Source organism: Bradyrhizobium sp. USDA 4369, assembly GCF_054056435.1.
In genome coordinates this window covers 2757362-2771448 of sequence record NZ_JBSRYH010000001.1, presented here as the reverse complement: position 1 = coordinate 2771448, position 14087 = coordinate 2757362, and the positions used below count along the sequence as shown (strand labels likewise).

13 protein-coding genes are annotated in these 14087 nt (G+C 65.0%); 6 read left to right on the top strand and 7 right to left on the bottom strand.

Annotation, left to right across the window (positions count from 1 at the left end):
- The first annotated feature begins 39 nt into the window (after positions 1-39).
- Entirely contained in the window at positions 40-927 is an 888-nt protein-coding gene (prmC, locus tag ACVIJ6_RS12565; protein WP_456772980.1) for a peptide chain release factor N(5)-glutamine methyltransferase, read from the top strand.
- A 521-nt stretch (positions 928-1448) separates the two neighbouring features.
- Positions 1449-2267 carry a DUF4167 domain-containing protein gene (locus ACVIJ6_RS12560; protein ID WP_456772979.1) on the top strand — a complete coding sequence of 273 codons (819 nt, stop codon included), beginning with the start codon at positions 1449-1451 and terminating at the stop codon, positions 2265-2267.
- A gap of 76 nt (positions 2268-2343) precedes the next feature.
- On the opposite strand, the gene ACVIJ6_RS12555 is transcribed toward ACVIJ6_RS12560, so the two are convergent.
- Complete coding sequence (locus ACVIJ6_RS12555; RefSeq protein ID WP_456772978.1) at positions 2344-3111, bottom strand: class I SAM-dependent methyltransferase; 768 nt, start codon at positions 3109-3111, stop codon at positions 2344-2346.
- A gap of 196 nt (positions 3112-3307) precedes the next feature.
- On the opposite strand from ACVIJ6_RS12555, the gene gloB reads away from it, so the two are divergent.
- Both gloB and ACVIJ6_RS12545 read left to right on the top strand, forming a co-directional pair.
- Entirely contained in the window at positions 3308-4075 is a 768-nt protein-coding gene (gene gloB / locus ACVIJ6_RS12550; protein ID WP_456772977.1) for a hydroxyacylglutathione hydrolase, read from the top strand.
- Positions 4076-4090: 15 nt separating this feature from the next.
- Positions 4091-4525 (top strand): cupin domain-containing protein, encoded by a 435-nt coding sequence (locus ACVIJ6_RS12545; protein ID WP_456772976.1) that lies wholly within the window; start codon positions 4091-4093, stop codon positions 4523-4525.
- Positions 4526-4589: 64 nt separating this feature from the next.
- On the opposite strand, the gene ACVIJ6_RS12540 is transcribed toward ACVIJ6_RS12545, so the two are convergent.
- From ACVIJ6_RS12540 to ACVIJ6_RS12525, 4 genes are all read right to left on the bottom strand, one after another.
- A complete protein-coding gene (locus tag ACVIJ6_RS12540) occupies positions 4590-6605 on the bottom strand; it encodes a putative bifunctional diguanylate cyclase/phosphodiesterase (protein ID WP_456772975.1) in 2016 nt (671 codons plus the stop codon).
- Between the two features lie 212 nt (positions 6606-6817).
- Complete coding sequence (yddG, locus tag ACVIJ6_RS12535) at positions 6818-7690, bottom strand: aromatic amino acid exporter YddG (RefSeq protein ID WP_456772974.1); 873 nt, start codon at positions 7688-7690, stop codon at positions 6818-6820.
- A gap of 149 nt (positions 7691-7839) precedes the next feature.
- Entirely contained in the window at positions 7840-8565 is a 726-nt protein-coding gene (gene phbB / locus ACVIJ6_RS12530; RefSeq protein ID WP_456772973.1) for an acetoacetyl-CoA reductase, read from the bottom strand.
- Positions 8566-8835: 270 nt separating this feature from the next.
- A complete protein-coding gene (locus ACVIJ6_RS12525) occupies positions 8836-10014 on the bottom strand; it encodes an acetyl-CoA C-acetyltransferase (RefSeq protein WP_456772972.1) in 1179 nt (392 codons plus the stop codon).
- Between the two features lie 385 nt (positions 10015-10399).
- Here ACVIJ6_RS12525 and phaR point away from each other — a divergent pair, with 385 nt between their 5' ends.
- Positions 10400-10993 carry a polyhydroxyalkanoate synthesis repressor PhaR gene (gene phaR, locus ACVIJ6_RS12520; protein WP_012047352.1) on the top strand — a complete coding sequence of 198 codons (594 nt, stop codon included), beginning with the start codon at positions 10400-10402 and terminating at the stop codon, positions 10991-10993.
- A gap of 96 nt (positions 10994-11089) precedes the next feature.
- Here the strand turns inward: phaR and ACVIJ6_RS12515 are convergent, their stop codons facing one another.
- Entirely contained in the window at positions 11090-12781 is a 1692-nt protein-coding gene (locus tag ACVIJ6_RS12515) for an EAL domain-containing protein (RefSeq protein ID WP_456772971.1), read from the bottom strand.
- A gap of 279 nt (positions 12782-13060) precedes the next feature.
- On the opposite strand from ACVIJ6_RS12515, the gene ACVIJ6_RS12510 reads away from it, so the two are divergent.
- Complete coding sequence (locus tag ACVIJ6_RS12510) at positions 13061-13342, top strand: hypothetical protein (protein WP_456772970.1); 282 nt, start codon at positions 13061-13063, stop codon at positions 13340-13342.
- A 21-nt stretch (positions 13343-13363) separates the two neighbouring features.
- Here ACVIJ6_RS12510 and ACVIJ6_RS12505 read toward each other — a convergent pair whose 3' ends face one another.
- Positions 13364-14077: a hypothetical protein gene (locus ACVIJ6_RS12505; protein ID WP_456772969.1), complete on the bottom strand. Its 714-nt coding sequence runs from the start codon at positions 14075-14077 to the stop codon at positions 13364-13366.
- Positions 14078-14087 lie beyond the last annotated feature (10 nt).

Here is a 14087-nt window from a genome sequence, read left to right as displayed (position 1 = left end):
CGACAACCACGGTATCGTCCCGGCGAGAGAGCCTTGGCGATGACCGAGATCGTCTCCGGTGCGACCATCGACTCGGCCCGGCGTGTGCTGGCGTCGCGCTTGTCTGCTGCGGGTCTCGAGTCGCCGGAGCTCGATGCGCGGCTGCTGGTAGGCCATGCGCTCCAGCTCGACCTCACCGGCCTCGTCATGCATGGCCAACGCGCGCTCTCTGCCCCCGACATTGCGCGGCTTGAGGCGCTGACGCAGCGCCGGCTTGCCGGCGAGCCGGTGGCGCGCATCCTTGGCACCAAGGAGTTCTGGGGCCTGGAGCTGCAATTGTCGGCCGATACGCTGGTACCGCGACCGGACACCGAGACCGTGGTCGAGCTGGCGCTGGAGCATCTTGCCGCCGGCGGCGACCTGAAGCGGCCGCTGCGCATCGCCGATCTCGGCACCGGCTCCGGCGCCATCCTGCTGGCGCTGTTGTCCGAACTGCCGGCAGCTTATGGCGTCGGCACCGATATCAGCCGCGCGGCGCTTCAGACCGCACGGGACAATGCGCGGACCCTCGGGCTCGGCGACCGCGCCGGCTTCATCGCCGGCTCCTACGCCTCGGCGCTGTCGCCGCCCTTTGATCTGATCGTATCGAACCCGCCCTACATTCCATCGCGAGAGATCGATGGTCTCGCCATCGACGTCCGCGCCCATGACCCGCTGCGCGCGCTCGATGGCGGCGAGGACGGGCTCGACGCCTATCGGGCGCTGATCCCGCAGGCTGCGCAGCTGTTGCAGCCGGGCGGCGCGCTCGTGGTGGAGGTCGGTCAAGGCCAGAGCGATGACGTCGCCGCGCTGATGGGGGCAGCCGGGCTGGCGATCGACTCGTCGGCCATCAAGGCCGATCTTGCCGGTATTCCACGCGCCGTCAGGGGTCTAAAAAAGGTCCGCTGAAGGCCCGCAATTGCAGAAAAAGCTCTTGGAATATCCCCCGGGAGCGACTACGTTCCGCTCATAGCATCGGCGCAGGCCCCGCTGAGCGGTATTCACGGAACACCGCCGCGGAGAGATGCCAGAGAGCCGCGCCGGGCGATTGGTTCCAGAACGCAGATCTGTTGAGCGCGAGAGCCGGATGGCTGCGCAGCCCGCGACTGCAAAGCGAACGAAAGCCTGACTTTGCACTTGACGTCTTACGCTAAGCAAACTGGGTCTGTCGTGGCGCATGTCGCGCACGCGGGCTGAATGACGTGGTTCGCCGGCCGAACGGGCTGGTGGGTGGGGAACGCGTTTTGAACGCGCTTTTGTCGAGAGAATCGGCTGTCGATCAGATCGGCACGGGTCGGAACCGGTATGAGCCGGTGCAGCCCCTTTGGACCGCGCGCGATGCGGCCAAATCCGTTGCGGTATTTCAATACGGTATCGGTATTCCGATGACAATCAGTGGTCCTAACGCAGGGTTGGAATAAAGGCAGGACATGAGAAACGGTCAGAACAACAAGCGGATGCGCAACCGGAATAGCGGTAACAATAATAATAACCGGCGCGGCCAAAACCCGCTGACCCGCGTGTTCGAATCCAACGGGCCCGACATCAAGATTCGCGGCACCGCCTCCCATGTGGCCGAGAAATATGTCCAGCTCGCCCGCGACGCCCGCTCCTCGGGCGATCCGGTGGCTGCCGAGAACTACTACCAGCATGCCGAGCATTATTTCCGCCTCATTGCCGCCGCCCAGGAGCAGTTCCGCCAGAACCAGCCGCAGCAGCCGCGCAACACCGATGACCTGACCGTTGATGATCTTGACGACGAGGGCGAGAGCTTCTCGCATTTCGGCCAGGAGCCCGGTTTCGTTCCCACCCAGCCGCAGCCTCAACCGTTCATGCGCGAAGGCGGCCAGCGCGAGCGCGGCGACAACCAGCCCCCCTATCAGCGCGATCAGCAACCGCGGGAGCACAGGGAAGCGCGTGAGCCGCGCGAACCTCGTGAGCATCGCGAACCCCGGGAGCATCGCGAGCCGCGCGAGCATCGCGAACGGGAGCCGCGCGAGCACCGCGAGCGTCCGCAGCCCGCCCAGTACCAGCCGCAGCCGCAGCCGCAGCCGGTCATCGCCGATAGCGGGGTCGACCGGCTGCCGTCCTTCATCACCGGCCCGCAGCCGCAGATCGCCAATGCACCGGCGGCGTTCGAAGGTGCCGCTGAGCGCTATCCGCGTCGCCGCCGCCGTCCGCATGGTCCGCGTCCGGACGCAGCCGCTGCCGCGCCGGCCCCGAGCGAAGACCTCAATCCGGGCGAGTAATCAATCAGGACCACTGTTGAAGGAGCGGGTGGGCGACGAGCCCGCCCGCTTTTTTTGCGCCGGCAACAAACAGCTTCTACCGGTCGCGCGGGGACGGAGCAGTCCCTCCCCGGCTCGACCCGTGGGTTGACGGCGACGGCGCCAGCACCGGCTCGAGCCGCGGGATCAGCCTGATACGCTCGCGCCGGGCCGGGATCACCCGATAGACCTGCTTGGTCGCCTCGACGATATGGACCCCGGCAAACGGCAGCGACAACGCGGCGCCGACCCGCTCCCACGCCATTGCTGATTTCAGGAACCAGCCGCCGATCGGCGGCATGAACAGCGCTTCTCCCCAGGCGCTGGGCGTGAACCAGGTCTGCCGCAGCAATTGCGTGATCTGGGAGCGCGAATAGGGCCGACCATGGCCGAACGGCGTGTTGTCGGTCCGCGTCCAAACGCCGCGCCGGTTCGGGATGACGATGATCAATCGTCCGGCGGGCGCCAGCACGCGCCAGACTTCGCGCAGCAAGCCGGCCGGATCGTCCGACATTTCGAGCGCATGCACGATGAGAATGCGGTCGATCGCGGAATCCGGCAGCGGCAGCGAGAACTCGTCCACCAAAGAGGCAAGCGTCGGCCGCGCCGTCGGCCATTTCAACACGCCCTGCGCCGCCGGCATGAAGGCGATGCAGCGCTCGGAATCTTCCCGAAACAGTCCGAGATAGGGCGTGGGATAGCCGATGCCGAGCACGCGCTGCCCGGCCGCGCTCGGCCAGCGTGCGCGGATGCCGCGGTTGATCAACAGCCGCGCGACGATGCCAAGGCGACCCGAATAAAAATTCCGCAGATCGATCACGTCCATCGCGTCAATGTACCATGCTGGAGCACGTTGCCGCCCGCCCAATATTGCGTTGCGCCTGCAACGTTAACGCCATATCTCTGCCAACAGGAGACCAGGAGACCGCCCGCAACGTCGTGCCCGGACTCCGGCCTCCCCCGACCTCTGACAGCAAGCGCCAGCATTGCGCCCCCGCCCAGGTACCGCCGACGGAGATATCATGGCCGCCGACATCCGCGTCTTCACCTGCCTGTCCGACAACTTCGGCTATTTGATCCATGACCCGGCCACCGGCGCCACCGCGTCGGTCGACGCGCCCGAAGCCGGTCCGATCATCCGCCAGCTCGAGGCTGCCGGCTGGACCCTGACCGACATTCTGATCACGCATCATCATCACGATCATGTCGGCGCGGTCGCCGACCTCAAACAGAAGTATGGCTGCCGGGTGGTCGCGCCGCACGACAAGACGACGGCGATTGCCGATGTCGACCTGCGCGTCGGCCATGGCGATGTCGTCAAGGTCGGCGAGCTGCTTGCCCGCGTGCTGGAGACGCCCGGCCATACGCTTGATCACGTCTCCTACGTGTTCGATGCCGACAAGGCGGTGTTCGCGGCCGACACGCTGTTCTCTGCCGGATGTGGCCGGGTGTTCGAGGGCACCTATCCGATGATGTGGGACTCGCTTCTGAAACTGCGGGCGCTGCCGGATGATTTCAGGCTGTATTGCGGCCACGAATACACCGCCTCGAATGTGAAGTTCGCGCTCACCGTCGACGGCGACAACGAGGCCCTCAAGGCCCGCGCCGCCGAGGTGACGCGTTTGCGCGCCGCGAACGAGTCGACAATTCCGTCTCTGCTCGGTGACGAGAAGCAGACCAACGTGTTCCTGCGCGCCGACGACCCAGCCGTCGCCGTCAAGCTGCGGATGAAGGGCGCGCCGGCCGAGCAGGTGTTCGGTGAATTGCGCGAGCGCAAGAACAAGTCCTGAGCCGGAACGCCCCCGATGACCGCCTTGTCGGCCGCCGACATCATCGCACGCCTTGGTCTGCATCCGCATCCTGAAGGCGGACATTTTCGTGAGACCTTCCGTGATCCGGCTTTGAATGCCGCCGGGCGCGCCGCGTCGACCCTCATTTACTTCCTGCTCGCCCGCGGCGAGCGCTCACATTGGCACAGAGTCGATGCGGTCGAGAGCTGGCACTTCTATGCCGGCGCGCCGCTCACTTTGCGGATCGCCGCCGCGGGACAGCCACCGCACACGACGACGCTCGGCATTGACCTCGCTGGCGGCCAAGAGCCGCAGGCGGTGGTCCCGGCTCATGCCTGGCAAGCCGCCGAGAGCACCGGCGATTGGACTCTGGTCGGCTGCACGGTGGCACCGGGGTTCGAATTTGCCGGATTCGAGCTCGCGCCGCCGGGCTGGGAGCCGTCGATCTAGATCCGCTGTTTGCGGATGATCCGTTCGGAACGTGCGTTCGCCGCCGATCGGATCATGCTCCGGACTACGCGGCGCCGGCGCCGGCGTACTTGCCTTCGGACGGCTCGGCCAGACGTTGGCGCTCCCTGGTCAGGAAACCGAGCACGGCATCTGCCGGCATCGGCTCAGCGAAATAATAGCCCTGGATGTAGTCGGCCCCGAGCCGGCGCAGGCTGTCGAGCTGCTCCTTGGTTTCGACACCCTCAACGACGCACGAGATCTCCATGTCGGCGCAGAGGCCGGTCAGCGACTTGATGATCTTGTGGCTGATCGGGTTGGCGTTCACGTCATGGACAAAGCTGCGATCGACCTTGAGTTTGTCGAGCGGCAACCGGTGAACGTGGCTGAGCGAGGAATAGCCGGTGCCGAAATCATCCAGGGAGATCCCGCAACCGATGGCCTTCAACGCTGAGATCGACTGCTCGGCATGAACGAAATCGAAGGTCACCGCGGTCTCGGTGATCTCGAACTCGATCCGCCGTGGCGGCACACCGCTGGCGTGAATCACGGAGATCAGCGGCAGAATGCCGTCGGGCGAGCAGATGTCATGCGCCGACAGATTGAAGGACATGCGGATGTCCTCCGGCCAGGTCCGCGCTGCAGCCAGCGCCTTCACCAGCAAGACGCGCGTCAGCGTGCGGATGACTCCGATGCGCTCGGCGGCCGGAATGAAAGCCGACGGCGAGACCAGGCCCAGCTTGGGACTGCGCCAGCGTGCGAGCACCTCGAAGCCCGTCGTGCGCGCGCTCGCAGCGTCGACGATGGGCTGGAACGCCAGCTCCATTTCCCGCTCGAAATCGGCGGCTAGCAGCAGATGCTCGATCACGCTGCGGCTGCGGATCTCCGCCTCCAGCTCGCTCGAGAAGATCACCGTCTGGCCGCGCGCATGGCGCTTGGCATGATACAGCGCATAGTCGGCGCATTCGTATAACGCATCGGCGGCAGTCGCGGAGCGCGGATAGAGCGCGAAACCTGTCGAGCACGACACTCCCGTATGCGCCGTATCGAGCTCGTAGGGCAGCTGGATCCGCTCGGTGATTTGCCGTCCAAGCGCGAGAAGCTCGTCATCCTCCGGATCGCCCGCGACGATCAGTCCGAATTCATCGCCGCCGAGCCGCGCGAGATGCACGTTGTCGCCCACGCTGTCGCACACGTCGCTGATCCGGCGCGCAGCCTCGATCAGGACGCGATCGCCGACGCTGTGGCCGTAGGTGTCGTTGACGGGCTTGAAGCCATCGAGATCGATAATGCCGACCGCGAGCCGCGTGCCGTCCCGCTCGGCGTCGTTGAAGGCTTGCGCAAGCTCCGAGAAGAAGCGACGGCGATTGGGAAGATCCGTCAACGAATCGAGATTGGCGAGACGGAAGTTCTCGTCCGACAGCGCCTGGGTTGCGGCCTGCTCGGCGAGCAGAGACTTGCGACTGGCGACCAGCGCGGCGAAATCCCGGTAGTAGATGAAGAGCACGATCACCATCGCGCACGAGACGAGCAGCTGATTGACTGCAATCGCACGCAACGCATGGACGCCGGTGGACATGAAGAAGATCACATAGGGCACGATCACCACGAGCGTAACGATCAGCGCGGCCGACCGCAGATGCATCAGGCAGAAGATGATGCCGATGACCGTGACGGCCATGTAGAAGGCGACCTGCCCCTTCGCGAACGGATCGCCATAGGGAAACAGCGCGAACGACCAGGCCACGAACAACGCTCCGATCGGCCCGGCGATCCGATTGGTGACGCGCAGCTTGTGCAGGATCTGTTCGCTGCTGGCTCCGACATCGCGCTGGCGCAACCACCACAGCATGCGAAAGCCGGTCAGCGCCGACAGCAGCGCCGGGACCGCCATCGTCAGCCATATCGGCGCCAGCGGCAGGAACGTATAGGCGAGGGCGAGACTGTTGGTGATCAGAATGAAATAGAGCAGCGGCACCTGTTTGGAGAACGCCTGGAACTGCGCCCGCGTCAGTTCGGGCTGGTCTGGAGGCACGCGAAACAAGTCCGCAGCGCGAGCGAAATAGCCCCTCACATCCGGCATCCGCCGCCCCGTCATCAGCACTATTGCTTGCAGAGTTTTGCCCATGACGGGTAAAGGGCACGTTAGGTGCCGGCACTGGCCGCGCCGAACGGACGGTTGCGAACTACCGCCCCACCGGCTCGTGCCGCTCCACCGTTAAGCTTGCATCAAGGATGGCACCGGATTCGCGAGCGCGACGGTGGCCTTGGGCCGAACCGAGCAAAGCGATTGCGCTATCGGCCACGCAGACGGAACATATCCTTGGCTGCGACCAATCCGCCACCGGCGATCAGCAAGGCCGCAACCGCGATCGCGACACTCGGCCGGGCGTAGCCGCCGAGAATCAGGAAAGCCGTCGACAGCAGCGGCGTCGCATAGGACGCAGCGCCGAGCACGCGAATGTCGCCGCGCTTCATGCCGATGTCCCAGGCGTAGAACGCCGCGCCCACCGGGCCCATTCCGAGCCCGATCACCGCAAGCCATTGCGCTGGAGTGACGGGCCACACCGTGCGCTCGATCGCAGCGTGAACAAGGGCCGCGAGCAGCGACGTCGCGAGGCAGAAGCCGGCCACGGCCTCCGTCGGCACCGCCTTCAGCCGCCGCGACAGCACCGAATAGATCGCCCACACGAACGCGGCAATGAAAGCCGCCGCCAGCCCCGGCAGCTGGCTCGCCGCAAAGCTCGCGCCATTGCCGACGAACAGCAGCACGGTTCCGACCAGGCCGAGGGCGGCGCCGATGACATGATGGATCGCTAGCCGCTCGCCGGGCAGAAAGGCCGAGAACAGCACGATGAGCAGTGGCCAGAGATAGTTCAACAGGCCGGCTTCAGCCGGCGGGGCGAAGCGCAGCGCCAGGAAATACAGCGCGTGATAGCCGAACAGGCCGCCGACGCCCACGGCCCATGCGGCCGCCGGCTGCCGCAACAATTGCAGCGCCTGGGGCTTACGCAACAGTGTCAGCAGGCCGACGGCGCCGCCGATCGCGAAGGTCATCGCGGCGAGCTGGAAAGCCGGGATGGTACCCGTTGCAACGGTTATGACGGCAAGCAGCGACCACATCAGGATCGCCGCCAGACCAATGAGGGTGGCTGTGCGTTGAGACATCGGACCGGCTCCGTCGCGGCCGGCTCAGGCCGGCCATTCACGCCGATGCCCGCGTCGAGCAATCGCAGAGACGTGAATGCCCGCGGGCGAGCGCGGGCATTCCATGTCCATGCCGTAGATTTAATCCTGACGCAACGCCGCTGCGCGTGTCAGGCCATGTACTGGCCGCCATTGATCGACAAGGTCGAACCGGTCATCGCGCCGGCCTCCTCGGCCGCGAGGAACACCACGGCGCGCGCGATCTCCTCCGGCTCGCCCAGCCGGCCGACCGGAATCAGCGGCAAGATGGCCTTCTCGAGCACGTCCTTCGGCACCGCCTGCACCATTTCGGTGTTGATGTAGCCGGGGCAGATCGCGTTGACGGTGATGCCGGCCTTGGCGGTCTCCAGCGCCAACGCCTTGGTGAAGCCGATGTCGCCGGCCTTCGCCGCCGAGTAGTTCACCTGGCCGAACTGGCCTTTCTGGCCGTTGATCGAGGAGATGTTGATGATGCGGCCGAACTTGCGCGCGCGCATGCCCTCGATCACCGGACGGGTCATATTGAACAGCGAGCCGAGATTCGTGTTGATCACCGCGCTCCATTGTTCGAGCGTCATCTTGTGAAAGGCCGTGTCCCGCGTGATGCCGGCATTGTTGACGAGAATGTCGACCGGACCGAGCTCGGCCTCGACCTTCTTGATCCCCTCGGCGCAGGCGTCGAATGAGCTGACGTCCCATTTGTAGACGGGGATCTCGGTCTCGCTCTTGAACTTCTCCGCAGCGGCATCGTTGCCGCCATAGTTCGCTGCGACCTTATGTCCCGCAGCCTTCAGTGCCTTGCTGATCGCTGCGCCAATACCGCGCGTTCCCCCCGTCACCAACGCCACACGTGCCATGTCGAATCCTTCCCTCGATGACTGTTCCAGCACGACAACCTGTGGGTGCTGCCGCGCATTCCGTTGTTATTGGACCACGGACCGCTGCGCGACATCAACTTGTCGCTGAGATATCCATGATCGCTCAACTTCCCTTTTTTACTGATCGATTATGCGACGTGTTTGACGGACATCAAGAACAAAACGCCCGGCGAGATCGCCGGGCGTTGATCTTTAGTTGAGGCGGGTGCGAATGCGAAGGTGATATGCCTCGCAATCAGTGCCGCGATTTTAGTCGCGTGCGATGCACAGCGCGATGCCCATGCCACCGCCGATGCAAAGCGTGGCAAGACCTTTCTTGGCATCGCGCTTCTGCATCTCGTGCAGCAGCGTGACCAGCACGCGCGCGCCCGACGCACCAATCGGATGCCCAATCGCGATCGCGCCGCCGTTGACATTCACCTTGGCGGGATCCCAACCGAGGTCCTTGTTCACCGCGCAGGCCTGCGCGGCGAAAGCCTCGTTGGCTTCGATCAGATCGAGGTCGGCGATGTTCCAGCCTGCCTTCTTCAGCGCGGTGCGCGACGCCGGGATCGGGCCGGTGCCCATGATCTTCGGGTCGACACCGGCTTGGCCCCACGACACGATCCGGCCGAGCGGCGTCTTGCCTTCCTTCGCCGCCTGCTTGGCGGTCATCAGCACCACGGCCGCAGCGCCGTCATTGATGCCCGAGGCGTTGCCCGCGGTGACCGTGCCGTCCTTCTCGAAGGCCGGACGCAGCTTGCCCATCGAATCGAGCGTGGCGCCGTGACGCGGATATTCGTCGGTGTCGACCACAACGTCGCCCTTGCGGCTCTTGACCGTCACCGGCGCGATTTCATCCTTGAACCTGCCAGCCTTCTGCGCGGCCTCGGCCTTGTTCTGCGACGCAACGGCAAACTCGTCCTGCTGCGCGCGCGTGATCTGATATTGTTTCGCGACATTCTCGGCGGTGTTACCCATGTGGTAGCCGTTGAAGGCATCCCACAGGCCGTCCTTGATCATCGTGTCGACGAATTCGAGCGCGCCCATCTTCACGCCACCGCGCAGATATTGCGCATGCGGCGCCATGCTCATCGACTCCTGGCCGCCAGCGACCACGATGTCCGAATCGCCGTTCTTCAGGGCCTGATAGCCAAGCGCCACCGAGCGCAGGCCGGACCCGCAGAGCTGATTGATGCCCCAGGCCGGGCTGTCGACCGGGATGCCGGCTGCGATCGACGCCTGCCGCGCGGGGTTCTGCCCCTGAGCGGCCGTCAGGATCTGTCCCATGATCACCTCGGAGACACGGCCGGGCTCGAGGCCGGCGCGCTCCAGCGCGGCCTTGATGGCCACCGCCCCCAATTCATGGGCCGGAAGGTTGGCGAAAGCACCGTTGAAGCTTCCAACCGCGGTGCGGGCGGCGCTGACGATGACGACATCGTCTGACATGGGCATCTCCTGGGTTCTTGATTTTGAGAAGTGAAGCGAGGGCTTGAGGACTTAGGGGTATTTGAAACGAAGCCGAATATTTTAGTTCACGGTCGTGCCGGCCGTCCGCAAGCCGAGGGATTGGCAAGTGCGCAACCTTCACCCTTTATCCTGTGAACGTCGTTGCGACATGTCAATTGGCGGCATGGGCAATTCCTGTTGCGGCGCACGCAAAATGGTGCGCTTGGCGGTTTGATGGGCAAGATTTCTGCTGCCGGATTAACCGTTCCGCACAAAACCGTAGCCGAACTCGCTCGAAAGTGATTACGTTATTGCATTGCGCAGCTCGTTTGCCCTGCGGCAACGCCGCAGGGTTTCCCGTTCCCGGATTGCATGTGTGAGCTCCATGGCGAAATCAGACCAACCGACCACAATCAAGAAATACGCGAACCGGCGGCTCTACAATACCGGGACGAGTACATACGTGACCCTCGAGGATCTGGCCGCAATGGTTAAGAACGGGGAGGATTTCCTCGTCTATGACGCCAAGACCGGTGACGACATTACCCGTTCGGTGCTGGCCCAGATCATCTTCGAGCAGGAGAATAAGGCCGGTCAGAACCTGCTGCCGACCACCTTCCTGCGCCAGCTGATCCGGTTCTACGGCGACAGCATGCAGATGGTCGTTCCGAAGTACCTGGAACAGTCGATCGACACGCTGACCAGGGAGCAGGAGAAGTTCCGCAAGCAGATCGCCGACACCTTCAGCGGCACACCCTTCGCCCCGCTCGAGGAGCAGGTGCGCCGCAACATGGAGCTGTTCCAGCAAACCTTCTCGATGTTCAAGCCGTTCGCGCCCGTGCCTGCCCGCACCGACGAGAAGGCGGCCGAGCCGGCCGCCGCCGCGGAGGACAATATCGATGATCTGCGCCGCCAGATGAAGGAAATGCAGGACCGGCTGGACCGCATGTCCGAGCCGAAAAAGGACGAGCAGAGCTAAATCAGAGCTGAACTTGGATCATGGTGCGATGCGACGACATCGCATCATGATCGACGCCCCTGGCGAGCTGCGCGAGCCCGCTCACGCCGCCGGCCGTCAACTCGCCGCAGGCAGCACAGCCCTGCTCGCGACCCACGGCTTCTCGATCGAGGCAAGCCCGATCAATCGGCCCTGGATGTAGTCGCAGCCCCAGTCGCGCAGCAGCGTGACCGAGGTGTCGTCCTGGACCCATTCCGCCACCGTCTTGATCTGCAGCCGCCGCGCCAGCTCGACCAGGGTCTGCACGAAGGCGCGATCGTCGGCCGAGCGCGCCAGGTTCTGGACGAACGCGCCATCGATCTTGACGATGTCGACGCCGAGCTTGCGCAGATTTCGGAACGAGGTGTGACCGGCACCGAAATCGTCGATCGCGATCCGGCTGCCCAGATCCTTCAGCCGCGTGACGAAGCCGCGGAGATCGTCGATATCCTGAATTTCGACCGTCTCGGTGATCTCGACGATCAGCCTTTCCGCGACGCCGGGATGGGCGCGCATCATCGACTCGATCGAGGCCCACCAATCCGGGTCCATCGTCGTTTCCGGGGAAATATTGAGACTCAGGGTCACGTCGGGCGCGCTGGCCAGCTCGGCCACGACGAGTTCGAGGATCCTGTGATCCACCAGGCGAATCAGGCCGAGGCGCTCGGCGACGGGCACGATGTCCGGCGCCAGCACGGCGCGTCCATCGTCCTGACGCATGCGCACCAGGCACTCATAGAAGGCGGTCTGGCGCGTGTCGGCATGCACCACCGGCTCGAAGGCGGTGACGATGCGCCGCTCGTTCAGCGCGGTGACGATCTCGTCGGTGACCCGGATATTGACCTTGCGCTGCGCGTCGCGCTCGACATTCGGCCGCCAGGTCGAGAACGAGCCGATGCGGCGCCGCTTGGCCGAATCCAGCGTCTCATGGGCGCGGTTGACGGCCTCTTCGACCGACCTTGCGTGCCGCGGCACACTGACCGCGCCGATCGTCACGGTCACCGCCACCGGACCCGATTTGGTCGGCACCACCTCGTCGCGCACAGCCGCGAGAAAGCGTTCGGCGGCGACGGTCATGTCGTCCATCGTGCAGTTCTTCAGGATCAGCCCGAATTTGTTGCCCGAGAACCGTCCGAGCGTATCGCCCCCCCGCAGGCGGGCGCGGATGCGCTGCGCGACCTCGAGCACCACCCCGTCGGCAACGTCGAAGCCGAACGCGTCGTTGATGCGGGCGAGATGATCGATCCCGATAAGCATGAAGGCGCAGGAAAAGCGAAACCGCTGCGACTCCTCGATGACCTCCGCCAGCGTCGCCAGCAAATGGGTGCGGTTGAGCTCGCCGGTCAGCGGATCATGGCGTGACAATTTGAGCAGCTGCTCGTCACGAGCATGGCGCTCGTTGTTGATCCTGACAATGCCCTGCGCGCGCGCAGGCCGGCCATCGGGGCCGGCGAACCAGCACCCGGTTTCCTCGACCCAGATCAGCGGCGCCGCCGAGTGGGTCCGCACGCCATATTCGATGCGGTAGGGCGTGCCGTCGACGCCGTGCAGCGGCGCGACCTGACGCATGGCTTCGGAACGGACGCCACGCTCCGGCTCGATGAGCTTGCCGAACTCGGTGCCGTTGCAGAGCTGCGGCAGCGGCACGTCCGGAAACACGGCGCCGACATGGTCGCTCCAGACGATCACGTCGCTGGCCAGATCCCATACAAAGGCGGCTTGGCCGAGGGACGACAGGATCGTCGCGGTCTGTGGCAATTCGGGTGTCAAGATCGCCTCGTTTCGGGACAAGCGGGCGCGGCCCGAGGTCAACAGCAAGGAGCCGGCGCCTACTCTCGCGAGCGACAGCACCGGATTTCGCGAATCAGACTACGCATCTCTGGTTAACGGAGAGCATGCCGATGCGACAGACACGCGTCGGAATCCACGTCAACCATCACGCGACATGTCGGAACGCGCTCTCCGGGAGCGGCATTGCTCTTGCGAGATCGGATGGTGAAAGGCTCCGGCGTCTCAGAACGTGACAATCGCGCCGGGTATGGTGGGACGATGTTAACGATCGATCAGGATCAGACCGGAGCGGCAACCGCCGACGAGGCCTCACGCTGCCTGACCCTGATCCGGACCGATCCGCAGGTCGAGCAGGAGGCGCCCAAGGTTCGCGCCCCACGCCCAGATGCCGGCTTCGTCGCCCATCTGATCGCGTCAGCCGAAAAGCTGCCGCAGACCCGCGCGCTCCGACGGGCTGCACCAGCCGATGCGAAATCGGCCTACACGGCCCGGCTTCAGCCGGCCGCCGCTCTCGGCGGCAGGACCCGCCAGGTGGTTTGAACAGGGAGGTGGTGCGCCGGATCAGGGCTTCGGCGTTTCCGGCGCCTTGATGGGGTCTTTTGCGGGATCGGCCGGCGCCTCGGCGGCACCTTCGGCCTGCAAGTCCGGCGCGGTCGACTCTGCCGGCGCGGGCGCTGCGCTCGGCGGGCGCGGCAGCGAGTGATCCAGCAGCACCGATTCCGCGACCGAGGCCGCGGCCGGCACGGCATCGCCGGGCTCCGCATGAATGGGGGTCGCAACCGCAGGAGCATCCCCCGGCTGCACGGCTTCTGCTTTGGCCGGTTCTTCCGTCGCCGTGGGTTCCGGAAGCGTTGCTGGCTCTGCGGCCGGCACCGGAGCCGGCACGGCGACAGCCGCCCGGGCGCGGCGCTTGGTGCGCAGCGCGACGCCGCCGAAGAAATCGACCATGGACAGCAGCGTCAGCAGCAGGAAGGTGGAGTTCCCGAATTTCGGCCACATCGCGAACTCGGCCGCGGCGCCGCCGAACACCAGCAGCGAGAGCAGATGGTCGGTCAGGTATTTGCCATTGGGCTTCGCCGCCTTGATGACCTCCAGCAGCAGCAGCAGCACGGCCAGCGCCAGCAGCATGTCGCCGAGCGAGACCGTCCAGACCTCGCCGGACGGGAGCTGAAGGCGCAGCAGCGTTTCGCTGAACGCGACCCCGGGCATCAGGAAGACGATCATGTTGTAGATCGCCAGCGGGATCAGCAGCAGCGGAAAACCGATCATCGACATCGGTTAAAGC

Bases quoted from the DNA above. Each gene is read 5' to 3' on its own strand.
- prmC (WP_456772980.1), top strand. From the start codon at position 40: ATGACCGAGATCGTCTCCGGTGCGACCATCGACTCGGCCCGGCGTGTG.
- ACVIJ6_RS12560 (WP_456772979.1), top strand. From the start codon at position 1,449: ATGAGAAACGGTCAGAACAACAAGCGGATGCGCAACCGGAATAGCGGT.
- ACVIJ6_RS12555 (WP_456772978.1), bottom strand. From the start codon at position 3,111: ATGGACGTGATCGATCTGCGGAATTTTTATTCGGGTCGCCTTGGCATC.
- gloB (WP_456772977.1), top strand. From the start codon at position 3,308: ATGGCCGCCGACATCCGCGTCTTCACCTGCCTGTCCGACAACTTCGGC.
- ACVIJ6_RS12545 (WP_456772976.1), top strand. From the start codon at position 4,091: ATGACCGCCTTGTCGGCCGCCGACATCATCGCACGCCTTGGTCTGCAT.
- ACVIJ6_RS12540 (WP_456772975.1), bottom strand. From the start codon at position 6,605: ATGCCGGATGTGAGGGGCTATTTCGCTCGCGCTGCGGACTTGTTTCGC.
- yddG (WP_456772974.1), bottom strand. From the start codon at position 7,690: ATGTCTCAACGCACAGCCACCCTCATTGGTCTGGCGGCGATCCTGATG.
- phbB (WP_456772973.1), bottom strand. From the start codon at position 8,565: ATGGCACGTGTGGCGTTGGTGACGGGGGGAACGCGCGGTATTGGCGCA.
- ACVIJ6_RS12525 (WP_456772972.1), bottom strand. From the start codon at position 10,014: ATGTCAGACGATGTCGTCATCGTCAGCGCCGCCCGCACCGCGGTTGGA.
- phaR (WP_012047352.1), top strand. From the start codon at position 10,400: ATGGCGAAATCAGACCAACCGACCACAATCAAGAAATACGCGAACCGG.
- ACVIJ6_RS12510 (WP_456772970.1), top strand. From the start codon at position 13,061: ATGTTAACGATCGATCAGGATCAGACCGGAGCGGCAACCGCCGACGAG.
- ACVIJ6_RS12505 (WP_456772969.1), bottom strand. From the start codon at position 14,077: ATGTCGATGATCGGTTTTCCGCTGCTGCTGATCCCGCTGGCGATCTAC.